This window comes from Micrococcus sp. KRD012, from assembly GCF_017168555.1.
GTDB lineage: Bacteria > Actinomycetota > Actinomycetes > Actinomycetales > Micrococcaceae > Micrococcus > Micrococcus luteus.
The window spans coordinates 132089-155981 of record NZ_JABFBB010000003.1; the positions used below are offsets into that span (position 1 = coordinate 132089).

At 73.4% G+C, this 23893-nt stretch carries 24 protein-coding genes, 2 tRNA genes, 1 other RNA gene and 1 pseudogene; 11 read left to right on the forward strand and 17 right to left on the reverse strand.

Features of this window, described 5'->3' with window-relative positions:
- Positions 1–9 precede the first annotated feature (9 nt).
- The 3 genes and pseudogenes from J1M37_RS01010 to mptB (J1M37_RS01020) all read right to left on the reverse strand — a co-directional run bounded on the left by J1M37_RS01010 (position 10) and on the right by mptB (J1M37_RS01020) (position 4407).
- Positions 10–1146, reverse strand: coding sequence for a glycosyltransferase family 87 protein (locus J1M37_RS01010; RefSeq protein WP_241250734.1), 1137 nt, complete (start codon positions 1144–1146; stop codon positions 10–12).
- A 265-nt stretch (positions 1147–1411) separates the two neighbouring features.
- A pseudogene (gene mptB, locus J1M37_RS11755) lies at positions 1412–2755 on the reverse strand (polyprenol phosphomannose-dependent alpha 1,6 mannosyltransferase MptB); the annotation flags it as partial.
- Positions 2752–4407, reverse strand: a complete 1656-nt coding sequence (mptB, locus tag J1M37_RS01020; RefSeq protein ID WP_069941173.1) for a polyprenol phosphomannose-dependent alpha 1,6 mannosyltransferase MptB — start codon at positions 4405–4407, stop codon at positions 2752–2754. The gene mptB (J1M37_RS01020) and the pseudogene mptB (J1M37_RS11755), both read right to left, overlap by 4 nt.
- 90 nt (positions 4408–4497) lie before the next feature.
- Here mptB (J1M37_RS01020) and orn point away from each other — a divergent pair, with 90 nt between their 5' ends.
- The gene (orn, locus tag J1M37_RS01025; RefSeq protein WP_002857127.1) at positions 4498–5124 is read left to right on the forward strand and encodes an oligoribonuclease; all 627 of its coding nucleotides are present in this window, start codon (positions 4498–4500) and stop codon (positions 5122–5124) included.
- 103 nt (positions 5125–5227) lie between these two features.
- A tRNA-His gene (locus tag J1M37_RS01030) sits at positions 5228–5303 on the forward strand.
- On the opposite strand, the gene J1M37_RS01035 is transcribed toward J1M37_RS01030, so the two are convergent.
- The gene (locus tag J1M37_RS01035; protein ID WP_369814512.1) at positions 5282–5857 is read right to left on the reverse strand and encodes a hypothetical protein; all 576 of its coding nucleotides are present in this window, start codon (positions 5855–5857) and stop codon (positions 5282–5284) included. The genes J1M37_RS01030 and J1M37_RS01035 overlap by 22 nt on opposite strands.
- Positions 5858–6065: 208 nt before the next feature.
- Between J1M37_RS01035 and J1M37_RS01040 the strand changes: the two genes are divergently transcribed.
- Positions 6066–6371, forward strand: a complete 306-nt coding sequence (locus J1M37_RS01040) for an antibiotic biosynthesis monooxygenase family protein (RefSeq protein ID WP_010078879.1) — start codon at positions 6066–6068, stop codon at positions 6369–6371.
- Here the strand turns inward: J1M37_RS01040 and J1M37_RS01045 are convergent.
- Complete coding sequence (locus J1M37_RS01045) at positions 6287–8281, reverse strand: heavy metal translocating P-type ATPase (protein ID WP_241250735.1); 1995 nt, start codon at positions 8279–8281, stop codon at positions 6287–6289. The two genes, J1M37_RS01040 and J1M37_RS01045, sit on opposite strands and share 85 nt — an antisense overlap.
- 32 nt (positions 8282–8313) lie before the next feature.
- Positions 8314–8541: a heavy-metal-associated domain-containing protein gene (locus J1M37_RS01050; RefSeq protein ID WP_010078881.1), complete on the reverse strand. Its 228-nt coding sequence runs from the start codon at positions 8539–8541 to the stop codon at positions 8314–8316.
- A 168-nt stretch (positions 8542–8709) separates the two neighbouring features.
- Between J1M37_RS01050 and J1M37_RS01055 the strand changes: the two genes are divergently transcribed.
- Together J1M37_RS01055 and def are read left to right on the forward strand one after the other, a co-directional pair.
- The gene (locus J1M37_RS01055; protein WP_036340201.1) at positions 8710–9405 is read left to right on the forward strand and encodes a Crp/Fnr family transcriptional regulator; all 696 of its coding nucleotides are present in this window, start codon (positions 8710–8712) and stop codon (positions 9403–9405) included.
- A 94-nt stretch (positions 9406–9499) separates the two neighbouring features.
- Positions 9500–10141, forward strand: coding sequence for a peptide deformylase (gene def, locus J1M37_RS01060; RefSeq protein ID WP_044659107.1), 642 nt, complete (start codon positions 9500–9502; stop codon positions 10139–10141).
- Between the two features lie 82 nt (positions 10142–10223).
- Here the strand turns inward: def and J1M37_RS01065 are convergent, their stop codons facing one another.
- On the reverse strand, positions 10224–11669 hold the full coding sequence (locus tag J1M37_RS01065) for a glyceraldehyde-3-phosphate dehydrogenase (protein WP_095353772.1): 1446 nt from the start codon (positions 11667–11669) through the stop codon (positions 10224–10226).
- A 144-nt stretch (positions 11670–11813) separates the two neighbouring features.
- Between J1M37_RS01065 and rnpB the strand changes: the two genes are divergently transcribed.
- An RNA gene (rnpB, locus tag J1M37_RS01070) (RNase P RNA component class A) lies at positions 11814–12192 on the forward strand.
- A gap of 21 nt (positions 12193–12213) precedes the next feature.
- On the opposite strand, the gene J1M37_RS01075 is transcribed toward rnpB, so the two are convergent.
- Entirely contained in the window at positions 12214–12528 is a 315-nt protein-coding gene (locus tag J1M37_RS01075) for a hypothetical protein (protein ID WP_002856827.1), read from the reverse strand.
- Between the two features lie 98 nt (positions 12529–12626).
- Here J1M37_RS01075 and J1M37_RS01080 point away from each other — a divergent pair, with 98 nt between their 5' ends.
- The gene (locus J1M37_RS01080) at positions 12627–13424 is read left to right on the forward strand and encodes a YaaA family protein (RefSeq protein ID WP_095353771.1); all 798 of its coding nucleotides are present in this window, start codon (positions 12627–12629) and stop codon (positions 13422–13424) included.
- Between the two features lie 34 nt (positions 13425–13458).
- Here the strand turns inward: J1M37_RS01080 and J1M37_RS01085 are convergent, their stop codons facing one another.
- From J1M37_RS01085 to J1M37_RS01095, 3 genes are all read right to left on the reverse strand, one after another.
- The gene (locus tag J1M37_RS01085) at positions 13459–14469 is read right to left on the reverse strand and encodes a reverse transcriptase-like protein (protein WP_095353770.1); all 1011 of its coding nucleotides are present in this window, start codon (positions 14467–14469) and stop codon (positions 13459–13461) included.
- 81 nt (positions 14470–14550) lie between these two features.
- Positions 14551–15285, reverse strand: coding sequence for a zinc ribbon domain-containing protein (locus J1M37_RS01090; RefSeq protein ID WP_170747658.1), 735 nt, complete (start codon positions 15283–15285; stop codon positions 14551–14553).
- Positions 15282–16211, reverse strand: coding sequence for a Nif3-like dinuclear metal center hexameric protein (locus tag J1M37_RS01095; protein ID WP_170747668.1), 930 nt, complete (start codon positions 16209–16211; stop codon positions 15282–15284). Before J1M37_RS01095 ends, J1M37_RS01090 begins: the two co-directional genes overlap by 4 nt.
- 113 nt (positions 16212–16324) lie before the next feature.
- Here J1M37_RS01095 and msrA point away from each other — a divergent pair, with 113 nt between their 5' ends.
- The 3 genes from msrA (at position 16325) to epsC (ending at position 18562) form a co-directional block, all read left to right on the forward strand.
- Entirely contained in the window at positions 16325–16906 is a 582-nt protein-coding gene (gene msrA / locus J1M37_RS01100) for a peptide-methionine (S)-S-oxide reductase MsrA (protein ID WP_012750832.1), read from the forward strand.
- Positions 16907–16995: 89 nt separating this feature from the next.
- Positions 16996–17931 (forward strand): cysteine synthase A, encoded by a 936-nt coding sequence (gene cysK / locus J1M37_RS01105; RefSeq protein ID WP_010078892.1) that lies wholly within the window; start codon positions 16996–16998, stop codon positions 17929–17931.
- 43 nt (positions 17932–17974) lie between these two features.
- A complete protein-coding gene (gene epsC / locus J1M37_RS01110; RefSeq protein ID WP_206451968.1) occupies positions 17975–18562 on the forward strand; it encodes a serine O-acetyltransferase EpsC in 588 nt (195 codons plus the stop codon).
- Positions 18563–18581: 19 nt separating this feature from the next.
- Here epsC and gndA read toward each other — a convergent pair whose 3' ends face one another.
- The 3 genes from gndA to J1M37_RS01125 all read right to left on the reverse strand — a co-directional run bounded on the left by gndA (position 18582) and on the right by J1M37_RS01125 (position 21843).
- Positions 18582–20144, reverse strand: coding sequence for an NADP-dependent phosphogluconate dehydrogenase (gene gndA / locus J1M37_RS01115; protein WP_206451969.1), 1563 nt, complete (start codon positions 20142–20144; stop codon positions 18582–18584).
- A 79-nt stretch (positions 20145–20223) separates the two neighbouring features.
- Positions 20224–21138, reverse strand: coding sequence for a polyphosphate kinase 2 (gene ppk2, locus J1M37_RS01120; RefSeq protein ID WP_036340172.1), 915 nt, complete (start codon positions 21136–21138; stop codon positions 20224–20226).
- A 204-nt stretch (positions 21139–21342) separates the two neighbouring features.
- A complete protein-coding gene (locus J1M37_RS01125; protein ID WP_036312781.1) occupies positions 21343–21843 on the reverse strand; it encodes a hypothetical protein in 501 nt (166 codons plus the stop codon).
- A gap of 137 nt (positions 21844–21980) precedes the next feature.
- Between J1M37_RS01125 and J1M37_RS01130 the strand changes: the two genes are divergently transcribed.
- The gene (locus tag J1M37_RS01130) at positions 21981–22565 is read left to right on the forward strand and encodes a hypothetical protein (protein WP_041105378.1); all 585 of its coding nucleotides are present in this window, start codon (positions 21981–21983) and stop codon (positions 22563–22565) included.
- Here J1M37_RS01130 and J1M37_RS01135 read toward each other — a convergent pair.
- The 3 genes from J1M37_RS01135 to J1M37_RS01145 form a co-directional block, all read right to left on the reverse strand.
- Positions 22552–22896, reverse strand: a complete 345-nt coding sequence (locus tag J1M37_RS01135) for an AzlD domain-containing protein (RefSeq protein ID WP_036312787.1) — start codon at positions 22894–22896, stop codon at positions 22552–22554. The two genes, J1M37_RS01130 and J1M37_RS01135, sit on opposite strands and share 14 nt — an antisense overlap.
- Positions 22893–23732 (reverse strand): AzlC family ABC transporter permease, encoded by an 840-nt coding sequence (locus tag J1M37_RS01140; protein ID WP_206451970.1) that lies wholly within the window; start codon positions 23730–23732, stop codon positions 22893–22895. The genes J1M37_RS01135 and J1M37_RS01140 overlap by 4 nt, the downstream gene beginning before the upstream one ends.
- 75 nt (positions 23733–23807) lie before the next feature.
- A tRNA-Val gene (locus J1M37_RS01145) sits at positions 23808–23881 on the reverse strand.
- Positions 23882–23893 lie beyond the last annotated feature (12 nt).

A 23893-nucleotide genomic window follows, 5' to 3' on the forward strand; every position in this document is an offset into this window, starting at 1 on the left:
GCTCCGCCGTCAGCGGCCCGCGGACTCGCCGAGTGGCTGCAGGCCGAGTCCGGCCGGGGGCAGGAGCAGTCGGTCACGGGCACCGGTGAAGACGCCGGCGTGCGGGTCCTCGGCCACCCCCGGGGCGATCTCGGGGGCCCCCTGGTCGAGTGCGGTGCGGCGCACCGGGTCGCGGACGGGGTCCAGGATGTCCTTGACCACCGTGGTCATGAGCCACACGAGGGCGACGATGTGCGCCACGATCCCCGAGGCATACCAGGCGGTGATCCACCAGGCGCCGCCGGCGAACGCCCCGTCGGAGGTGATGCGCGCCGACTCCATCCACACCCCGCCCCAGTGGTAGACCTCCACGGCCTGCCAGATCCAGAACGCGCGCCACCGCGGCGTCGCGAGGACCACGAGCGGGATCAGCCACATCACGAACTGCGGCGAGTACACCTTCCCCCACAGGATGAAGGACGCCACGATCAGGAAGCACAGCTGGGCCATGCGCGGACGGTGCCGCGCCGCGAGGGCGAGGTAGGCGATCCCCACGCAGCACACCAGGAACAGGCCGTTCTGAAGCGTCGTGAACGTCTCCCCGGACCATCCTGTCCAGGCCAGCGCCAGCCAGGTCGAGGAGAAGGAGACCGCGCGGTCCCCCGAGAACGTGTAGAAGCGCGACCACTGGTCGAACGCCGTCAGCATGAACGGGAGGTTCACCGCGAGCCAGGCCGCGGCCCCGGCCAGGGCCGCCTTCACGAACCCGGCCCAGCGGCCCGTGCGCAGCGCCAGCACGAAGATCGCGCCGAAGAAGAACAGCGGGTAGAGCTTCGTGGCGGTGCCGAGCCCGATGAGCAGGCCGGCGAGGGTCGGACGGCCCGCCGTCCACGCCCACAGGGCCAGGGCGGCCAGCATCACGGCCCACAGGTCCCAGTTGAGCATCGAGGTCAGGATGATCCCCGGGGCCAGGGCCACGAGCAGGGCGTCCCGGGAGCGACCGCGCGCGGTGTACGCGGTCGCGACGACCAGCACGATCCAGCACAGCACCACGCCGATCGCGTTCACGTCGAAGTAGGTCACGGTGCGCTCGTGCAGGTCGCCGGAGGCGGGCACGAGCCACATGGTCACACCCGCGACCACGGCCAGCAACGCCGGGTACTCCATCCACTGCTCGGACGGCCACTTCCCCTTCTACACGCCGCTGCCGCCCGGGGAACAGGGGCGCGGTGACGGGATCGCGGTGGATGATCCATCCGATCCCCGCGAGCATCAGGACCAGGGTGAACACGCGGACGGCCAGGACCGGCAGCCACTGCGCCACGGAGAGCTGGTCCACCACGCCGACGCCGGTGAGCAACAGGACCGCGAGCGCGGTGACCCACCCGAGCCAGCGGGGATGGTCGGCGCCCCACGGCAGCGGGCGGAGGGCGCACGCCAGCAGCGGCAGGACCCAGAGCAGGTACCACGGCTGGACGATCGGGGCGGTGGCGACGGCCACCACGAGCACGGCCGCCGCGCTGAACACCGGGTCCAGGGGCCGGCGGCGCAGGGCCAGCCAGGCCGTGAAGCCGAGGGCCGACACCGTCATCGCGGTGTAGAAGGCCGCGGCCACGTCGCGCGCCCCCAGGGGCGTCACGGCTTCGACGACCGCGCCGAGCAGCAGGCCGAGCAGGCCCACGGGGGCATACGGGAACGCCGCGTCCCCGCTCGTGAGCATGGCCGGGACCCAGCCGAACCAGAGGCCGGAGCCGGCGCCGAGGATCGTGAGGACGGCCAGGGAGATCACCGCCGTCGTGAACCACGGGCCGAGCCGGTCCCGCCGGCGCAGGCGCGGATCGGCCGCGCGGAACCGGGCCCAGCCGGTGGGCAGGAGCAGGGCCACGAAGGGCAGCACCAAAGCTGTCAGGGGCTTGATCGCAACGGACAGGGCGATCAGCACGATCCCCCACAGCGCATGCACGCGGCGGCGGGGCGGGCGGACCATGAGCAGGATGCCCGCGAGCATCAGCCCCGACATCAGCGCGTCGTTGTGGGCGCCGGCGATCATGTAGAGCAGGAACAGTGGGTTCGCCACGGCCACCCACGTGGCCCACACCCCGCATCGGCCCGCGACGGCGGCCAGCCGCGGCACCGCCCACAGGCACAGCGCCAGGCCCGCGAGCGCCAGGAGCCGGAACGCCGTGACGGAGAGCTCGATGTTGCCGCCCGTGGCCCGCCACGTCGTCTCGGCGAACAGCAGGAACAGCGGCCCGTAGGGGGACGGGGACTCGGCCCAGATGGAGTCCGCTCCCTGCATGAACCAGCCGGGCAGGGCGGACACGCCCTGGGAATACGGGTCGAGACCCGACGCGAGGAGCCGGCCCTGCTGGAGGTAGGAGAACACATCGCGGGAGAAGATCGGCAGCGCGAGCATCAGCGGGGCGGACCACCACCAGGCGGCCCGGGCCACCAGGCGGCCGTGCTCCTCCCAGCGGCCCCGCAGCGCGCGCCCCAGCTCGAGCCAGGATCGGACGAGGAGCAGCGAGCCGGCGGCCAGCAGCACGGTGCTGAGCAGCACGCCGGGAAGGTAGACCCGCAGCGGGTTGAGCAGGGTGGTGCCGGAGAACACCGAGTCGGGCGTCATCGGCAGCCACCCCACGCCCCAGGAGCCCACCGTGATGAGCACGGACGCCCACGTGCCCCGGCGGACGGCCGCCTCCGGCTCGGGCTGCGCCGCCACGCGGCTCGGACGGGGCCCTCGGGCGCCGGTCGTCGCGGGGGCGGCGGGCCTCACTCCCCCGGCTCCACGGGTCGAGGGGCGCCACGGAGCCGGGCCAGGCCGGCGCGCACGGCGGGGCGCACGTGCCAGTGGTCCTTCACGAACCGGCTGGTGCGGCGGTCCACGACGAGGATCCACAGCAGACACACGGCGGAGACGATCAGGGACACGGCCTTGACCTGGTCCGCGATGTCCAGGAACTGCCAGGTGAAGAGCTGGTCCGACGCGCCGAACGCCAGGAAGTAGCCGACCGTGAACACGACCCACTTGATCTGCCAGTTGTCCCGGATGCCGATCACGGCGAAGAACGGGAGCAGCCACAACAGGTACCAGGGCTGGATGATGGGCGAGAGGATCACCAGCGCGGTGAACGCCCAGGTCATGCGCGTCATCACGCGGTCCTGGCGGCCGAGGAACATCAGGGCCAGCACGATGAGCACCGAGAGCACGCGTCCGGCGGTCTTGTACACCCCCTCGACGGCCTGCACGTCCGCCCCCTGCCCGAGGAGCTCGCTCGCCCCCACCGTGATGAGGGACAGCATGCCGATCGGCCCCCACGGCACGGTGCCCGTGCCCGTGCCGACCATCACGGCCACCCAGCCGAAGCCGAAGCCGTTGAGCACGCCCACCAGGGCCATGAGGCCGAAGGAGATCCCGGCGGTGAGGGCCCAGAAGGCGAACCGGCGCGGCCATCGGGCCGTCGGGCCGGCCCACAGCAGGCCGATGAACGGGAGCAGCACGAGGGTGATGGGCTTGATGCCCAGGGACAGGGTGACCAGCACGACGCCGGCCACCCCCCACGCGACGGACTGCCCGGGTCGCTGGGGGCGGAGCGGATGTCCGGCGCGCAGCGCGCACCACGTGCCGGCCAGGGCGAGGCCGACCATGAGGGCGTCGTTGTGCCCGGACGCGACGAAGCTGATGGTGAAGAGCGGGTTGGCGGCGCTGATCCACTGCGCCCACGCATCGTTGACGCCCAGCCGGCGGGCGAGCAGCGGCACGAAGACCATGATCAGCGCGACGCCGGCCACCGCCACCAGGCGGAACAGGAAGATCGCCAGGTCCGGGTTCATGTCCCCCGAGATCGCGACGACGGCCTGCTCGATCCACAGGAAGATCGGACCGTACGGGGTCTCGGAGTCCGCCCAGGTCGCGTCCGCTCCGAGCTGGAACCAGTTGGACAGCGAGGAGATCGTGTCCACGTAGGGGTCCTGCCCCGCCACCATGAGACGGCCCTGCCCCACGTAGGCGAAGATGTCCCGGCTGAAGATCGGCAGTGCCACGACCTGGGGCAGGCACCACAGGACGGTGGCGAGGTTGACCGTGCGCAAAGCGCCGCGGCCGAAGGGGCGGATCGTCTGGCCCAGCCGCAGCCAGGCCCAGAACATCACCCAGCAGCCGAGGGTGAGGAGCACCGTGCCGGCCAGCACGCCGGTCTCCTGGGTGCGCCACGGGATCAGCCACTGCCAGCGGTTGATCGGGGAGGCCGAGGCCAGCCAGCCGACGGAGTACGAGCCCACCACCAGGAGGAGGGAGCCGAGGGTCCCCACCAGGATGGGCCACCAGTCCGCGCCGGCGACCTGGGGGTCCGCGCGGAGGCCGCCGACGCCGACGTACTCCGGCCGGTGGGCCGTGGACCCGGACGGACGCGGGGTCGACACGCTCATGCGACGGGTCCTTCCGTGCGGTCCTGCGTGGGCGCGCGAGGGCGCGGCTCGCTCGAATCTACCATCGTGACACGCGAGTAGCCTGGGGGCATGAGCGAGACGAGCACCCCCGCGCCGGAGAGCGCCCCCCTGGTCTGGATCGACTGCGAGATGACCGGCCTGCACCCCCAGGTCGACGAGCTCGTCGAGGTGGCGGTGCTCATCACGGACGCCGAGCTGAACATCCTGGACGAGGGCATCGACCTGGTGATCCGTCCCTCCGCGGCCGCCCTCGAGCAGATGGACCCGTTCGTCCGGGACATGCACACCACCTCGGGCCTCCTGCCGGAGCTCGCGGAGGGCCTCGAGCTCGACGACGCCGCCGCGCGCGTCCTCGAGTACATCGCCGCCCGCGTGCCCGCCGGCAAGGGCCTGCTGGCCGGCAACACGGTGGGCCAGGACAAGCTGTTCCTCGCCCGCTACATGCCCGCCGTCGTCGACCACCTGCACTACCGGATCGTGGACGTGTCCACCGTGAAGGAGCTGGCCCGGCGCTGGTACCCGCGCGCCTACTACCAGGCCCCCGCCAAGACCGGCGGCCACCGCGCCCTCGGGGACATCAAGGACTCCATCACCGAGCTGCGCTACTACCGGGCCGCCGTCATGGCCCCCGCCCCCGGCCCCACCACGGAGGAGGCCCGCGCCATCGCGGAGGTGGTGTCCGGGGCGCAGGCCTGAGCAGGCACTCCCGGCCCCACTGCCCCGATTCGGCGCTGCGCGGGATCTCGTGTACTGTGGACCCCGCTGCGCCGCGCGGATCCGTCCGTGTGAAGCAGACATGGTGGGCGTAGCTCAGTCGGCAGAGCGTCTGGTTGTGGTCCAGAAGGTCGCGGGTTCAATCCCCGTCGCTCACCCCACTCGAAGCCCCCGGAATCCTTACTGGTTCCGGGGGCTTCTTCGTGTGCTCCCCGAGCGGGCCGCGCTCCCCCTGCGCCCGCAGCTGCGGGATCGTGGTGCCAGCCGAGTCCCGCGTGGCCGCGGCGAGCGAGTCGGCCGCCGGACCGGTGAGGCCGGCGTCGTCCAGGGCCGCGGGCAGCGTGGCGGCGAGGGCGATGGACAGGGTGGCCCCGGCGAACGCGGTGCCCAGCGCTGAGCCGATCTGCCGGACCGTGCTCTGCGTCGCGGCGCCCTGACCCGAGATCTGCACGGGGATGTCCTGGAGCACCATGTCCGTCAGCTGCGCCGAGGCCAGGCCGAGCCCGAGGCCGTACACGACGAGGGGCACGGCGACGAGCCAACCCGAGGTGTCCGGGCCCAGGAGCAGGGCGAGCGCCACGACCCCGGCCACCTCCAGGCCCAGCCCGATCAGCACGGTGCCCGGGGCGCCGAACCGGGCCGCCAGGTGACGGGCCGCGGCGTCCGAGAGGAACGCGCCTGCGGCCATCGCGGCCAGGACCAGGCCCGCCCCCATCACGTCCAGGCCGAGCGGCGCACCTTCTCGCGGTGTCGCTCCAACCCTTCGAACAGCGCGAGGGCGAGCGCCGCGACCGCGAGCGCGACGGGGACGACGCCGCCGGGCATCAACCGCTCGACGGATCCCCGGTCCGCTGCCGGGCGTAGAGTCGGCCGGTGAGGGCGTCGACCCGACGCCGCACCCCCGCCGACGAGGAGGCCAGCCCATGTCCGTCGTGAAGATCAACGCCATCAGCGTCCCCGAGGGCGCCGGCCCGGAACTCGAGAAGCGGTTCGCCGCCCGCAAGCACGCGGTGGACCAGGAGCCGGGCTTCGAGGGCTTCCAGCTGCTCCGGCCCACCGCGGGCGAGGACCGCTACTTCGTGGTCACGACGTGGGCGTCGGAGGAGGACTTCCAGCGCTGGCGGGACGGGCGCATGCCCGCCGCTCACGCCGCCGAGCAGGGCGGCCGCCCGGCGCCGGTCGCCACGGGCGCCGACCTGCTCGAGTTCGAGGTCGTGGACCTGGGCTGACCCGGGCGCCGCAGCAGGCGCATCGCGTTCACGATGACCAGCAGCACGGACGCCTCGTGCACGAGCATGCCGACGGCCATCGTGACGCCGCCGGCGAAGACGCCGGCCAGCAGGGCCACGACGGTCACGAGGGAGATCGCGATGTTCTGCCGCATCACCCGCACCGTGCGCCGGGCCAGATCGAGCGCCTGCGGCAGCCGCTCGAGCCGGTCGCCCATCAGGGCGATGTCCGCGGTCTCGATGGCCACACCGGAGCCGGCCGCGCCCATGGCCACGCCGATGTCCGCCGTCGCCAGGGCCGGGGCGTCGTTGACGCCGTCACCGACCATCGCGACGACGCGGCCCTCGGCCTGCAGGGCCTCGATCGCCTCGAGCTTGTCCTGAGGCAGCAGGCCCGCCCGTACGTCGTCGACGCCCACCTGCCGGGCCACGGCCTGCGCGACGCCGGGCTGGTCGCCGGTCAGCATCACGACCTCGCGGACGCCGATCCCGTGCAGCGCCCGGATCATGCCCGCGGCCTCGGACCGGAGGGTGTCTGCGATGGCGAGGACGCCGAGCGGGATGCCGTCGACGACGACCGCCACCGGGGTCCGGCCCGCCTCCGCGAGCTCGGCCGCGACGGTCTCGACCCGGTCGGTCGCGGCCGGATCCACGCCGCGCTCGCGCAGCAGCGCCACGTTGCCCACGGCGACGACACGGCCGTCCACCTCTCCGGTGAGCCCGCGGCCGAGGACGACGTCCACATCGGTGGCCAGCGGGCCGTCCAGCAGGCCGCGGTCCCGGCCCGCCGCGACGACCGGCGCGGCCAACGGGTGGTCCGAGGCCGCCTCGAGCCGTGCGGCCCAGCGCAGCACCTCGTCCTCGGCCCCGGGCTCGAACGCGACGACGTCTGTCAGCTCGGGGGTGCCCGAGGTGAGTGTGCCGGTCTTGTCGACGGCGACGGCGTCGACCTTCGCGGAGCGCTCGAGGAACTCCCCTCCCTTGATGAGCACGCCGTCCTTGGCGCCGCGGCCGATCCCCGCCACGATCGCGACCGGGATGGAGATCACGAGGGCGCCCGGGCAGCCGATGACCAGCAGGGTCAGGGCCAGGGGGACGTCCCGCGTGATCAGACCGGTCGCGAAGGCCAGCACCATGATCGCCGGGGTGTACCAGCGGGAGAAGCGGTCCATGAACCGCTGGGTCCGCGCACGGGCCTCCTGCGCCGCCTCGACGCGGTGGATGATGCGCGCCAGCGTGGTGTCGGCGCCCACGCCCCGGGCCTGCACCTGCAGCAGGCCGGCCGTGGCCACGGTGCCCGCGTACACGGCGTCACCGTCGGTCTTCTCCGCCGGGATGGACTCGCCCGTGATGGATGCCTCGTCCACGGCGCCGACCCCGGTGAGCACCACGCCGTCCACCGGCACCCGAGCGCCGGCCTTGACGAGGACGGTCGCGCCGGGGGCCACCTCGTGGGCAGGCACGGTGCGCTGGGTCCCGTCTGCGTCCACGACGACGGCGGTCTCGGGCGCCGTGGACACGAGGTCCGCGAGCGCCGAGCGAGTCTGAGACAGGGTCGCGTCCTCGAGGGCGTGGCCGAGGGCGAAGAGGAAGGTCACGGCGGCGGCCTCCCAGAAATTGCCGAGCAGGGACGCGCCGATCGCGGCGGTGGCGACGAGCAGGTCGATGCCGACGGTCTTCACCCGCAGGGCGGCGATCGCGTCGCGCGCGATCGGCAGGCCGGCCACGACGGCGGCGGCGAGCATCAGGCCCGCCGCCACGAGGTGTCCGGTCCCGTGGGCCAGCTGCTCGGGCGCCAGCACGAGCGAGACGGCGATCAGCAGGCCGGCCACCACGGGGCGCCGCCAGCGGCGGGACAACGCGAACCGGGCACGAGGGCGGCCCGGACGTGTGACGGCGGGGGTGGACATGGCGGACTCCGTTCGTCGGGGGCGGGGCGGTGTCAGAAGGCCGACGGCCGGGCGGTGTAGCCGACCTTGGCGACGGCCTCGACGAGGTCCTGGGCAGTGGTGGTCTGCGGGTCGTGGTCGACCTCGATGCGCTGGGTCTCGAAGTGGACCTGCGCGCCGGTCACGCCGGGCAGGGCGTCGAGGGCCTTCTCGATCTTCCGGACGCACGAGGGGCAGCTGAAGCCCTCGGCGCGGAGCAGGGTGTGCGTGGTGGCGGTCATGGTCACTCCTGTGGGTCGTCACCGGCGCGGCCGCCGATGAGGCTGAGCGGACGGGCGGGTGCCCGGTCCGATCCCCGGCCTCCGGGGATGTCACTGACGCTACGAAGGGGACGGCGGGCCCGCCTTGACCGCGGTCAAGCCGCCGTGTGGGAGGCTGATGGCGTGCGTATGGACCTGCCCCTCGCCCCCATGGACGAACCAGAGCCGTGCGCGGCCCGGGTCCCGCTGTTCACCGGGCTGGATCTGGAGCAGCTGCGCCGGGTCTCCGCCCTGGCGCGGCCGCTCGTGCTCGAGGCCGGCGATGCCCTGCACCTGGCCGGTGACCGCACGGACCGCCTGTGCGTCGTGCACAGCGGCCGCCTGGCGCTGACGCTCGGCTCAGCGACCGGCCGGGAACGCGTGGTGCGGATGGTCGAGCCCGGGGACTCCGTGGGCGAGCACGAGTTCCTCACGGGCGAGCCGGCCCGGCACGGGGCGCGCGCCGTGGCCGCGACCCGCCTGTGCACCTTCTCCCACGCCGAGGTCGCCCGACTCCTGGCCCAGCATCCGGGCATCGGGGGACGCGTGATGCGGACGCTGGCCGTCCGCCTGGCCGAGGCGGAACAACGGCTGGCCCGGGAGCATCAGCCTGTCACCGCACGGATCGCCGGACATCTGCTCGGCCTGCCGGCCCTCCGGGACGAGGCCGACCTCGTCGTGGTGCTGGCCGCGCCGAAGAAGGACGTCGCCTCGCTGCTGGGCACCACCCCCGAGGCGTTCAGCCGCGGGCTGCGCCGCCTCGCCGACGACGGGCTGATCGCCATGGCGGGCCCGCGGGTGGCGCTGCTGGACCCGGATGCGCTGGAGGCCCTCGCCGCGGAATGACGGCCGTCGTCGTGGTGTCCCCGGCGGTAGGCTGGGGACTCCCCCGTCCCCCCACCCACGCAGGCCCGCAGCCCGGGCCGGGAAGCGCAGTGCCATGGCCTCCATCCGTCCCATCACCGTCTACGGCGAGCCCGTGCTGCACCGGCGCGCGGCCGAGGTGGAGGTGATCGACGACGAGATCCGCGAGCTGATCGAGGACATGTACGTCACGCAGGACGCCGCGCACGGCGTGGGCCTGGCCGCCCCGCAGGTCGGGGTCGGGCTGCGGATCTTCACGTGGACGTTCCCGGACTCCGGCGACGCGCCGAACGTGGGCCACGTGATCAACCCGGTGCTGACGCACCTGGACAAGGCGCCGCGGGAGGAGCCTCACCCGGACGAGCACACCGAGGGCTGCCTCTCGGTGCCCGGGCTCGGCTTCCCCCTGCAGCGCCCGACCCGCGTGCGCCTGTCCGGCCAGCGCGTGGACGGCGAGATGTTCGAGTTCGAGGCCGAGGGCTGGTTCGCGCGCATCATGCAGCACGAGTACGACCACCTCAACGGCACCCTCTACGTGAACCGGCTCGAGGGCAAATGGCAGCGGCGCTGGAAGCGCGCGCAGCGGGCCGAGCGTCTGAACGTGCCCGGTGTGACGTGGCTGCCCGGCACGGACGAGGACCCCTTCGGCCACGACGCCGACGACCACGAAGACCACGAGCACGGCCCCGACGGCGACCACGGGGACGACGAGGCCTGAGCCTCGGCTCCACGTCCGACCCGGTCGGCACACGACGACGGCCCGTCCCCTCCGCGGGGACGGGCCATCGGTCATCGGCGGGTCAGGCCTGCGGGAAGGCGGGGACCTGCTGGCCCGCCATCTTCTCCACCACGCGGATCACCTGGTGCGAGTAGCCGTACTCGTTGTCGTACCAGACGTAGAGGATCGCGTTCTTGCCGTCGTTGTTCACGAGGGTCGCCAGGCCGTCCACGACGCCGGCGCGGTCCGAGCCGACGAAGTCGGTGGACACGACCTCCGGGGAGTCCACGTAGCCGACCTGGCCGCGCAGGGGGCCGGTGAGGGACTCCTGCTTCAGGCGGGCGTTCAGCTCCTCCACCGAGGTGGGCTTGGTCAGCTCGAGATTCAGGATGGCCATGGACACGTCCGGGGTGGGGACGCGGATGGCGTTGCCGGAGAGCTTGCCCTTGAGCTCGGGCAGGGCCTTGGCCACGGCCTTGGCGGCACCGGTCTCGGTGAGCACCATGTTCATGCCGGCGGCACGGCCACGACGGGCGCCCTTGTGGAAGTTGTCCACGAGGTTCTGGTCATTGGTGTAGGCGTGCACGGTCTCCACGTGGCCGTGGTCGATGCCGTAGTCGTCCTGGATGACCTTGAGCACCGGGGTGATGCCGTTGGTGGTGCAGGAGGCCGCCGAGACGATCGTGTCCTGGGGCGTGATGTCGTCCGAGTTCACGCCGAACACGATGTTCTTCATCTCGCCCTTGCCCGGGGCGGTCAGCAGGACCTTCGCGGCGCCCTTGGCCTGCAGGTGCTGGGACAGGCCCTCGTCGTCGCGCCAGCGACCGGTGTTGTCGACGACCAGCGCGTCCTTGATGCCGTAGGAGGTGTAGTCCACCGTGGTCGGATCGTTTGAGTAGATGACCTGGATCTCGGTGCCGTTGGCGGTGATCACGTCGCGGTCCTCGTCCACCACGATCGTCCCGTCGAACGGGCCGTGGATCGAGTCGCGGCGCAGCAGGGAGGCGCGCTTGATCAGGTCGTCCTCCGAGTTCTTGCGCACGACGACGGCACGCAGGCGCAGCTTGGAGCCACCGCCGGCGTGGTCGAGGAGGATGCGGGCCAGCAGGCGGCCGATGCGACCGAAGCCGTAGAGCACGACGTCCTGGGTCTCGCCCAGGCCCTCACCGGCCTTGCCCTTGACCTCGGCGAGCTCGGCGTCCAGGAAGGCCTGGACGTCCTGGCCCGAGGCCTTGTGCTTGGCGGCCAGCTCGGCCAGGTCGATGGTGGCGGCGCCCAGGTCCATCGCAGCCATGGCCTCGACCAGGGGGTAGGTGGACTCGACGCTCAGCGGGGCCTCCTGCACGCGGCGGGCGTAACGGTGGGCCTTGATGATGTCGATCACGCCGCGGTTCACGAGGGAGCGCCCGTAGATCGAGGTGACCACGTTGTGCTCGCGGTACAGGGTGCCCAGCAGGGGGACCATCTTCTCCGCGAGCTTCTGCTGCGTGTTCCACTCGGGGGTCTGGGTCGAGGCGGTGTCTGCCACGGGAGTCCTTCCTTGAAACCTGGCGGGGCCGTCCTGGGCAGGCCCCATCCCCCGACCTCGTTGTCGGCGGACTCCGCCATTCTAGGCGAGGACACGTCCGGAGCGGCCCTGCGGTCGCGACGGGGCGTACACTGGTCGGTCGGGACGGATCGGCGGACGGCCGCGTGCCCCTGCGGGGGTGCGAGGAAAGTCCGGGCACCGCAGAGCAGGATGGTGGACAACATCCACCCGGGGCGACCCGCGGGCCAGTGCCACAGAGAGAAGACCGCCTCCGCGCCGTGTGCGCGGCGGTAAGGGTGAAAGGGTGGTGTAAGAGACCACCAGCGGCCCCGGTGACGGGGCCGGCTCGGTAAACCCCATCCGGTGCAAGGCCGAACAGGACGCGTCACGAGGGCTGCTCGCCCCAGCGTCCGGGTTGGCCGCTCGAGCCCGTCAGCGATGGCGGGCCCAGATGGATGGCCGTCACCTCGCGCGGGGCAACGCGCGCGAGGCACAGAACCCGGCTTACAGCCGGTCCGTCCCACCTCACGGCCCCCGGCTGGGGTCAGAACCCCTCGTCGTCGAGGATCCGTTCGAACTCGAGCTCCACCACGTGCTCGCGCTCCCGCTTGTCCAGCAGGCGGTACCCGTACGACTCGCCGATCGAGACGACCTTCGCCAGGCTCGGGCGTCGCCGGTCCCGCGGCCATTCGAGCGTCACCCGGTCCTGCCCCGTGAAGGTGCGCTCCCGCAGGCGCTGCTCCACGGCCGAGGCGTGCGTGCGCTCCCGCCCACTGGAGCGGATCCCGAGCCACACGGCGGCCGCGATCACGAGCAGGACGAACGGGTACACCACGCCGAACACGTTCATGGCGGTCATCGGGCGGCTCCTGGGATGCGGGGCGGCTGTGCGGACCCCACCACTGTGCCAGGTCCGGACGACGACGTCGGCCCGGGGCGCCTGGCTAGGCTGGCCCGGTGCTGATCCTGCTGCCGCCCTCCGAGGGCAAGACCGCGCCCCGCTCCGGGGCCCCGCTCGACCTCGATGCCCTCGCGTTGGCCGATGACGCCGCGGTGACGGGCGCCCGCGCGGACCTGCTCACGCGGCTCGCCGCGGTCTCGGCCGCCCCGGATGCCCTGGCGGCTCTCGGCGTCGGGGCGTCGCTCACCGGCGAGGTCGAGGCGAACACGCGCCTGGCCGTCGCCCCCGCCGCGCCCGGTCACCGGGTGTTCACGGGCGTGCTCTTCGATGCGCTCGACCACGCCTCCCTGTCCGCGGCGGCGAAGCGCCGCGCGCGCTTGTCCGTGCTGGTCTTCTCCGCGCTGTTCGGCGCCACCGCGCTGGCGGACCGGATCCCCGCCTTCCGGCTGTCCGTCGGCGCGAAGCTGCCGGGGCTGCCCGGGCTGGCCGCGCACTGGCGCCCCGTCCTGACCCCCGCCCTCGACGCGCTCGCCGCACGGGACAGCGGGCCCGTCGTCGACTGCCGCTCCGGTGGCTACGCGGCCCAGTGGCGGGCACCGGCGGAGCGGACCCTCGCGGTCGACGTGTTCCAGCTGCGCGACGGCGAGCGGACCGTCGTCTCGCACTTCGCCAAGCACACCCGCGGCCTCGTGGCCCGCGCGCTCCTGGAGGCGGGGGCGCGGGAGACCTCGACGCTGGACCGCGTCGCGGACGTGGTCGCGCGGGCCGGGGACGGCCCCGGCTGGGAGGTCGAGCTGGTCCGGCCGTCCGGCGCGAAGCCCGGCGCGCTGCGGGTGATCCTGCCCGAGGGATGATCCCGGACAGGTCGCCGTCTGCCCGGACGCCGCCTCAGTCCTCGACGGCCACCAGCTCCACCTCGAAGCCGTCCGCGGTCTCGAGGTAGGCGGCGTAGTGGTCCGCGCCTCCGGCGTGCGGGTGGCGGTCCTCGAAGAGCAGGCGGAACCCCCGGCCGCGCGCGGCGGAGGTGAGCTCGTCCACGCGGGCGCGCGATCCGGCCCGGAAGGCAAGGTGGTTCAGGCCCGGGCGGGTGCGCTCGTGGGCGCCCGCGGCGACGTCGGGCCCGGCCTCGAGCACGAGGTACTCCCCCGCGCCCTGGTAGGTCCGGCCCTCGGCCCACCCCTCCCCGGGCACGTAGCCGAGCTCGCCGAACAGCCAGCCGAGGCTCGCCTCGGCCGCCGCCAGATCCGCGACCCAGATCTCCACGTGGTGCAGCCGTCCCGTGGGCGCGGGCGCCGGGGTCGCATCATCCGGCGAAGCGACGACGTCGGACCCGTCCGCCTCCACGGCCCGGACGTCCGCGTCGGCGTCGAGGCCGGACTCGGCCACCGCCGACGTGGAGGTCGTGGACACCTCCGCGGCGGTCGACCCCGCGGCCGCGGGGGCCGCAACGGGCACCTCTGAGGCGCCGGCGTCCCACTGCCCGCCCCGCGCGCCGGCGTCCATGGCCTCGTTGGAGAGGCGGTCGGCGTCCTTGTTCCGGTTGCGCGGGATCCACTCGTAGCTGACGCGCTCGGGGGGCAGCACGGCCCGGGCCTCGGCCGCGAGGCGCCGCATGTCCTCGTGCTTGATCTTCCACCGCCCGGACATCTGCTCCACCACGAGCTTGGAGTCCATCAGCACGTGCACCCGGGCCTCCGGGTCGAGCTCCCGGGCCATCCGCAGCCCGGCCACGAGTCCGGAGTACTCCGCCACGTTGTTGGACGCCTTCCCCAGCGGGGCGGCGTCGGTCCGGAGGATCTCGCCCGTGGCCGGGTCGCGCACCAGGGCGCCGTAGCCGGCGACGCCGGGGTTGCCCCGCGACCCGCCGTCGGCCTCCACCTGCAGGACTCGTCCGCTCACCGTGCGCCTCCTCGTGTCCGTGGTCGCGCCGTCCGACGCGGCCCCCCACTCTACTGACCGCGCCAGGGGCGGGGCCCGGGGTCAGTCCCGGATGAGGATGGCGCCGGACTCGGGGCAGCGGGCGACGGCGGCCGGCGGGAGGGCCCGGATGCGCGCGACCTCCGCGGGAGACAGCTCCGTGCCCGCGGCCGCGGACCGGTTCCCGACGAGCCGGGCCGCGCCGATGCCGCCGTTGCGCTCCCGCGCCTGCTCGTACAGGGCCAGCAACGACGCGGGGAACTCCGCGGCCAACGCCGCCCGGCGCTGGATGAGGTCCCGGCCACGCTGGGTCACGGCCTGCCCCTCGCGGCGCACCTCCGCCGCGCGGGCCTCGACCTCGGCCCGCGCCCGCTCCAGGGCGGCGTGGCCCTTCGCGAGCCGGGACTCGGCGGCGTCGGCGGCCTCCATGGCCTCGAGCGCCGCGGCCTCGTGGTCATCGAGCAGTGCGGTGAGCGTGTCGTCCTCGTGCTGCATGGCCTGCAGCTCCTTGGACCCGCCCTGGCCCGCTTCGAGCCGCTCCCGGGTCCGGTCCCGACGGGCGCGGGTGGCGGCGGCCTTCTCGGTGGCCTCGGCTCCCGCCCGGTCGGCGGTGCCGGCGGCATCCTCGAGGCCGGGCAACGCCTCCTCGAGTTCCAGCGCGCGGGCGCGCAGCCGGGCGTGCTCCGGGTCCGCCTTGAGCCGACGGACGGCGGCGCGGGCCTGGTCCAGGGCCGTGTCGAGCTCCTGCAACTCCAGCAGCCGGGCCTGGACGGCCGGCGGTGCGGTGACCTCACTCATGCGTGACTCCCCTCGTCGGCCCGCTCTCCCCCGACCAGGAAGTCCCAGGGGTCGCTGCGGTGATCTGAGAACAGGGTGGTGACGCCCAGTCCCCGCTCCGCCAGGGCGGCCTCCAGGGCGCGGGCGCCGTGCTCGAGCCACAGGGACTCGCTCGCCCAGTGCGAGACGTCCACGAGCGCGGGACGTCCATCCCCCGACGCTGCCGTCTCCCGGGCCTCCGAGGCCGGGTGGTGGCGCAGATCGGCGGTCACGTAGACGTCCGCGCCGGACGCGCGGACCGCGTCGAAGAGGCTGTCTCCGGCGCCGCCGCACACGGCGACGCGGCGGATGCCCTGGGCGGGGTCGCCCGCCACGCGCACGCCGCCGGCCGTGGCGGGCAGCGCCGCGTGCACGGCGCAGGCGAAGGCGGCCAGGTCGGTCTCCTCGGGCAGATCGCCCACCCGGCCGATGCCTTCGGCCCCGGTGCCGGCGGCGGAGGTCGTCAGGGGCGAGAGCGCTCCGGTGACGCCGACGGCACGGGCCAGCACGTCCGAGACGCCGCCCACGACGGCGTCGGCGTTGGTGTGCGCGGCGAGCAGGGCGATGCGGTGCTCGATCAGGGTGTGCAGCAGGCGTCCCTTGGCGGCGGCGGCATGCCCGACGGCGGCGACGGACGAGGTGCCGCGCAGCAGGAGCGGGTGGTGGGTGACCACGAGATCGGCCCCGCGGGCGACGGCCTCGTCGGCCACGGCCTGCACGGGGTCCAGCGCCCACAGGACGGTCCGCACCGGCGCCTCCGGGCGCCCGGCCACCGGCCCGACGGCGTCCCACGGCTCCGCCAGCTCCCGCGGCCACAGCCCCTGGACGACCTCGAGGACCTGCCCGAGCGTCGGTGGGGCCAGGGCGTGCTCCGGCGAGGCGGGGACGGCGGGACGGGACACGGTCATACCGGCCATGATGGCCCACCTGGCCCGGGCACGCACGACCCGGCGGCCCTGGGTGACGGCACGGGGCGGCGTCGTCGGGAATGAAAAGCGCGGGCAGCGTTGCTGTGCCTGCCATGACCGACTCCCCCCGTACCGAGCCCCTCGGCGCCTCCGGCGCGCCCGCCGACGTCCGCGAGCTGACGCTCGCCGGCGGCTGCTTCTGGTGCCTCGACGCCGTCTACCGTCGCGTGCGGGGCGTGCTCGCCGTCGAGTCCGGCTACACCGGAGGCGACGACCCCGCCCCGAGCTACGAGTCCGTGTGCACCGGGACCACCGGCCACGCCGAAGCGGTCCGTGTGCGCTTCGACGCCGCCGTCGTGCCGCCCGAGGTGATCATGGACCTGTTCTTCACCGGCCACGACCCCACGTCGTTGAACCGCCAGGGGGCCGACGTCGGCACCCAGTACCGCTCGGCCGTCTTCGCCCACGACGAGGCCGAGGCCCGGTTCTTCGCGGACGAGATCGCCCGGGCGCAGGCGAACTATGACAGCCCCATCGTCACACGCGTCGAGCCGGCGTCCGCGTGGCACCCGGCCGAGGACATTCACCAGGACTTCTATGCGCGGCGCCGTTCCAATGGATACTGCCGTGTGGTCATCGATCCGAAGCTCGCGAAGGTGCGCCGGAACTACTCCGCGTGGCTCGTGGACGCCTGAGCGGCGCCGCGGCTCGATAGCCTGACGCAGGAACACCCACTAGATCGCCCGCGCCCCGAGGCGCACCACCACCCCCCGGAGGTACCACCATGGCCCGCATCCTTGACGACATCACCCAGGCGGTCGGCGGCACGCCCCTGGTCCGGCTGAACCGCCTCGCGAAGGACCTGCCCGGCGACGTCGCCGTGAAGGTCGAGTTCTACAACCCGGCCAACTCGGTGAAGGACCGCATCGGCACCGCCATCGTCGACGCCGCGGAGGCGGCCGGCGAGCTGACCCCCGGCGGCACCATCGTGGAGGGCACCTCGGGCAACACCGGCATCGCCCTGGCCATGGTCGGCGCGGCGCGCGGCTACCGCGTGATCCTGACCATGCCCGAGACCATGTCCACCGAACGCCGCGTGATGCTCAAGGCGTTCGGCGCCGAGATCGTGCTGACCCCCGGTGCAGACGGCATGCGCGGGGCCCTCGAGCGCGCCCAGGAGATCGTCCGCAGCACCCCGAACTCCATCTGGGCCCAGCAGTTCGCGAACCAGGCCAACATCCAGGCCCACTACACGGGCACCGGCCCGGAGATCTGGGACGCGTCCGAGGGTGCCGTGGACGTGTTCATCGCCGGCGTCGGCACCGGCGGCACCATCACGGGCGCGGGCCGGTACCTGCGCGAGCAGAAGCCGGACGTGAAGCTCATCGCCGTCGAGCCGGCCGACTCCCCCATCCTCTCCGGCGGCCAGGCCGGCCCGCACAAGATCCAGGGCATCGGCGCGAACTTCGTGCCGGAGATCCTGGACACCGACCTCTACGACGAGGTCTACCCGGCCACCTTCGAGGAGTCCATCGAGACCGCCCGTCGGCTCGGGACCGAGGAGGGCATCCTCGGCGGCATCTCCACCGGCGCGATCATCTCGGCCGCCCTCAAGGAGGCCGCCAAGCCCGAGTCCGAGGGCAAGCTGATCGTCGCCATCGTGTGTGACTTCGGCGAGCGCTACATCTCCACCGCCCTCTTCGAGGACATCCGCGGCTGACCGCCGCCCGCTCACCGACCGCACCGACCCGAAGGGGCCGCCCGTGGGACTGTTCTCCCGCATCAAGGAAGACATCGCGACCGTCCGCAGCCATGACCCGGCGGCGCGCGGTGACCTCGAGGTGGCCCTCGTCTACTCGGGTCTGCACGCCGTGTGGGCGCACCGCGTCGCGCACCGGATGTGGCGGCACGACCGGCTGAAGATGCCCGCGCGCGTGCTCTCGCAGGTCACGCGCGCGGCCACGGGCATCGAGATCCACCCCGGCGCGTCGATCGGTCGTCGGTTCTTCATCGACCACGGCATGGGCGTCGTGATCGGCGAGACCGCGGAGATCGGCGACGACGTGATGCTGTACCACGGGGTCACCCTCGGCGGCCGCTCCCTGGCCAAGGTGAAGCGGCACCCCACGCTGCGCGACGGCGTCGTGGTGGGGGCCGGCGCCAAGATCCTCGGACCCGTCGAGGTCGGGGAGGGAACGGCGGTGGGCGCCAACGCCGTCGTCGTGAAGGACACCCCCGCCGACGCGATCGCCACCGGCGTGCCGGCCACCGTCCGCCCGCGCAAGGGCCCGTCCGAGGGCAAGCCGCTCGTGGACCCCGCGGAGTACGTGGACCCGGCCCTCTGGATCTGAGGGCCGGGTCCACGCCGGGTCAGTCCTGCGTGGGGTCGCCCTCGGTCGGCTGCGGCATGACCACGGGCACGCCCTCGCCGTCGACCTCGGTGCGGTCGCCGGACCACAGCGTGTGGAACGAGCCCTCGCGGTCCACGCGCAGGTAGGTGTGGGCGCCGAAGTAGTCGCGCTGGCCCTGCACGAGGGCGGCCGGCAGGCGGTCGGCCCGCAGGCCGTCGTAGTACGCCAGGGCCGAGGAGAACACCGGCACCGGCACGCCCGCGGCGACGGCGGTGCCGACCACGCGGCGCCAGGCCGGCAGGGCCTCGGCGATCGCCTGGGCGAACTCGGGGGCGAAGAGCAGGTTGAGCGGCTGGCCGGGGGCGCGGGTGCCCGGCGCCGGATGGCGGGAGGTGTCGCGGCCGCCGAAGGCCTGCATGATCACGTCGAGCAGGTCGGCGCGGATGATGCAGCCGTCCCGCCACAGCGAGGCGATGGTGCCCAGGTCCAGCGACCAGCCGTACTCCTCGGCGGCGGCGGCGAGCATGTCCATGCCCTGCGCGTAGGCCACGAGCTTGGAGGCGAACAGCGCCTGGCGCACGTCCTCCACGAACGCGTCCGTGTCCTGCGGGACGCGCTGCGCGTCCTCGTCGATGCCGGCCGCGAGGGTCTCACGGGCGGCCTCGCGCACCGCGCGCTGGGAGGACAGCGAGCGGGCGAAGACGGACTCGGCGATCGCGGCCACCGGGGAGCCGACGTCGAGACCCGAGATCGCGGTCCAGCGGCCGGTGCCCTTCTGCCCGGCCTCGTCCACGATCACGTCCACGAGCGGGCGGCCCGTGGCCGCGTCCACCTGCGCGAGCACCTCGGCCGTGATCTCGATGAGGTAGGAGGCCAGGTCGGTCTGGTTCCACGCCGTGAACACCTCGGCCTGCTCGGCGGGCTCGAGGCCGCCCACACGGCGCAGCAGGTCGTAGGCCTCGCCGATGACCTGCATGTCCGCGTACTCGATGCCGTTGTGGACCATCTTCACGTAGTGGCCGGCGCCGTCCGTGCCGACCCAGGCGCAGCACGGCTCCCCCTCAAACTGCGCGGCGATCTTCTCGAGCATCGGGCCGAGGGCCTCGTAGGACTTCTCCGGACCGCCGGGCATGATCGCCGGACCGTGCAGGGCACCCTCCTCGCCGCCGGAGACACCGACGCCCACGAAGTGCAGGCCCTTCTCGGCGAGGGCCGCCTCGCGGCGGCGGGTGTCCTCGAAATGGGAGTTGCCGGCGTCGATGACGATGTCGCCCTCGTCCAGCAGGGGGACGAGTTGGTCGATGACGGCGTCCACGGGGGCGCCCGCCTTGACCATGATGAGCACCCGGCGCGGCACGGCGAGGGACTGCACGAGCTCGGCGAGCGTCTCCGTCGCCACGAACGCGCCCTCGTCACCGTGCTCGGCCACGAGCTGGTCCGTGCGGGCCCGGCTGCGGTTGTGCAGGGCCACCGTGTAGCCGTGGCGGGCGAAGTTGCGCGCGAGGTTCGCGCCCATCACCGCCAGTCCCGTGACGCCGATGTCGGCGGCGCCGACGGGGACGGTGGTGGTCTGCTCGGTCATCGCGGGGGCCTCCTGTGGCTCGGACGGTGGGACGGGCCGTGCCGGACACGGACCCGCCCCCAGCCTACGTCGACCGCGGTCAGTCCCCCACGGCGTCGCGGCCGCGGCGCACGATCAGCGGGTCCGGGGTGCCGACGACCTCGTGGTCCTTGCCCTCGTACTCGAACTGGGACAGGAAGTAGCGCATCGCGTTGAGGCGGGCCCGCTTCTTGTCGTTGGAGCGGATGGAGATCCACGGGGCGTGGTCCGTGTCCGTGTGGAGGAACATGGCCTCCTTGGCCTCCGTGTACGCCTCCCAGCGGTCCAGGGACTCGAGGTCCATGGGCGAGAGCTTCCACTGGCGGACCGGGTCGATCTGGCGGATCGCGAAGCGCGTGCGCTGCTCGGTCTGTGTCACGGAGAACCAGAACTTGGTGAGGTGGATGCCGTCGTCCACGAGCATCTTCTCGAACAGCGGCACCTGGTTCATGAAGCGGCGGTACTGCTCGTCCGTGGCGAAGCCCATCACGCGCTCGACGCCGGCGCGGTTGTACCACGATCGGTCGAACAGCACGATCTCGCCCGCCGTGGGGAAGTGCTGGATGTAGCGCTGGAAGTACCACTGGCCGAGCTCGCGGTCCGAGGGCTTGTTGAGGGCCACGACGCGGGCGGTGCGGGGGTTCATGTGCTCGGTGAAGCGCTTGATGGTGCCGCCCTTGCCGGCGGCGTCGCGGCCCTCGAAGACGATGATGTGGCGCTGGCCGGTGTCCTCGCCCCAGTACTGCAGCTTGAGCAGTTCGATCTGCAGGCGGTACTTCTCCAGCTCGTACTCCTCGCGCGTCATGCGCGTCTCGTACGGGTAGTCCTCTTTCCACGTCTCCACGGCACGGCCCTGCGGATCGATCAGGTCGGGATCGTTGGTGTGGCCGTCCGAGACGGTGTAGCCGCCGTCGCGCAGCTTGTCGATGAACTCGCGCAGGTTCTCGCGGGGGGCGTCGGGCTGCAGCAGCTCCATGGACCGTCTCCTTCACTGGGTGCGTCACCGTGCCCGCCCGTCCCCTCCTCGGTACGACGGAGGCGGGCCGCGGCCTGTGCTCTTCACACCATTATGGGTGGGCGGCGGACGAGGAAGCCGGGCCCGGCAGCGCAGCCGGGTGAACAGCAGGTGAACCCTGGGAGGCGAACGGTCACGACCCCGGGCCGACGAACGCCGGCCGGCTCAGCCGCGCGGGCCGACGCCCAGGAGCTCGTCGATCGCCGCGACGGCGGCACGCGCCGCGTCGACGTCGGCGAACTGGGCGACGGCGTCGTCGTACCGGCGGTGCCCGGGAAGCTTGAGGCCGACGGAGGCGCCGTCCGTGGCGGGGAGGATCCAGATCCGGCCGCGCGGCTCGACGTCGCGCTGCTCGGCCACGTCGGCCTCCTCGAACTCGCGGTCGTAGCCGGCCCACTCGATACCGGGCCGCGGGGTGTCGGCACCGTCGAGGACGTCACGGCCGCCCATGCGCAGACAGGTGACGGACTGCAGGAGCGCGTCCAGGGTGCGGGCGGCGGCCTTGCCGGCCAGCTCGTCCTGGAAGAGGGCGAGGATGGACCATTGCCCGTCCTGGAGGAAGAGCATGGTCTGCTGCGCCTCGCCCCCGGTGATGACGGCGAGGTGACGGGCGGCGCCGTCGGGACGTGCGGGCAGCTTCCAGAAGCCGAGGGGGGTCGCGGACATGCGCTCCACCCTAGTGCGCCCGGATGCTGACGACGCGCCGCCGCCCGGCCCCTGCCCCGCATCCCGGGTTGAGTTGTCGCGGGTGCGCGGGCCCGTCACCCGCGACAACTCAACCCGGGATGCGGGAGGGTGGGCCGATGGGCCTGCTCCGCGACCTCCTCACCCGCCGCTCCGCCCGCGACCGCTCCTCCGACCCGCCGGCGACGCTCGGCCGACACCTCGACAACGCCGCGGCGATCGTGGCCGCCGCACGCCGGGCGGACGTTCCCCTCGCGGTGGCGGCGGCCCTGGCCGAGCTCGAGTCCGGTGGCCGGAACGTCTTCGGGCACGACGCCGGCGGCGTGCACAGCGCCCCGCGCGGGACGGACGTCCTCGTGACCCGGGAGCGCTATGAGGAGCTCGTGGCCCGGGTGGCGCAGGGGGAGAAGTCCAACGGCGTGGGGCCCGCGCAGATCACGTGGCCGCCGTACTTCGCGCAGGCGGCGGAGCGCGGTCTCCACCTGTGGGAGCCGGAGGACAACCTGGCCTTCGGGCTGGAGATCCTGCGCGGTCACCTGCGCGGCGACCTCTCCGCGGAGGGGATCGCCCGGGCGGGGACGCTCTACAACGCCGGGACGCTGTCCGACGGGGTCACCGCCTACGGCCGGCGCCTCGCCGCGGCGAGCCGCGCATGGGCCGAACGCCTGGGCGAGCCCGCCCCGCCGCCGGTCAGGCCAGGTTGACCAACAGCACGTAGGCCAGCGTGCCGGCGGCGATCGAGACAAGGGTCCGCCGCCCGGCCAGCAGATGCACGACGACGGTCACCGCAGCCGCGAACAGCGCGTGGGCCACCCGCGTCCCGTCCACGGGCTCTCCGGGGGCCAGCGCCGCGGCGTCGAGCAGCATCACCAGGGCCAGGATGGTCAGCACGCCGGCGGGCATCCACACCGCCAGCCGCGCCGCGAGCACGGATTCCCGCAGCGGCTGCAGCAGGGCGAACGGCACCGCGCGCAGGCAGAAGGTCACGAGGCCCGCGACGACGGCCGCGGCCACCAGGTAGGCGGCGCCGGTCATCGGGGATCCTCCTCGGCGTCGGGCTCGGCATCCGTGACGGCCCGCTCCCCCACCGCGGCGACGACGGGCACCGGTCCGGTGACGGGCACGGGCTCGGGCAGCGGCAGGGCGGTCCCGCGTGCGGCGAGCACGTGGAACGCGATCAGTACCGCGGCGTAGAGGGCGAACGCGACGACGAGCACCTGTGCCGGTGCCAGCAGCAGGGCCACCCCGACGGCGACCGCGGCCGCCAGCACGAGGGGCAGCTGGGCGCGTGTGCGGGCGGCGTCCATGGCGAGCACGATGAAGAGGGCGACGAGCGCGAACTTCAGGCCCTCCACCGGCCCGGGCAGCAGCCAGGCCACGGCCACCCCGGCGAGGCCCCCGAGCACCCAGTACGCCTGCAAAGCGACCTGCATGGCCACCAGTCGGGGGCCGGTCCAGCCGCGGGGCCGGGCGGCGGCGATGGCGTAGGCCTCGTCGATCAGGGCACCCATCGAGTAGATCCGCGCGAGGCGCCCCCGGACCACGCGCAGCGGGAAGCTGAACGCATAGAACACGTGGCGGAAGTTCACCAGGAACACCGTCACGGCGATCGTGAGCAGCGGCGTGCCCGCCACCACCAGCGGGACGAGCAGCAGCTCGACGGACCCGGCGAACACGACCACGGAGAACAGGGGTGCGACCCACGCGGGCAGCCCGGCCTGGACCACGAGCATCCCGAAGGCCATGCCCAGAGGGAACAGGCCGAGGCCGGCGCCCAACGTCACGGCGACGCCGGAGCGCACCTCGGCCCACCGCGAGGGCGGAGCGGAGGCGCGCGAGGACGCTGACGAGGAGCCCATGATGGTGAGCATGCTCTCATAGGCGCCTGACGGGCGGTCGGCATGACGGAGCCGCGGCGTCACGCCGTGTCATGGCCCCGCGATCGGTGCACCCGGAGGGACTCGAACCCCCGACCCTCTCGGTGTAAACGAGATGCTCTGACCGACTGAGCTACGGGTGCCGGTGTCCGTCC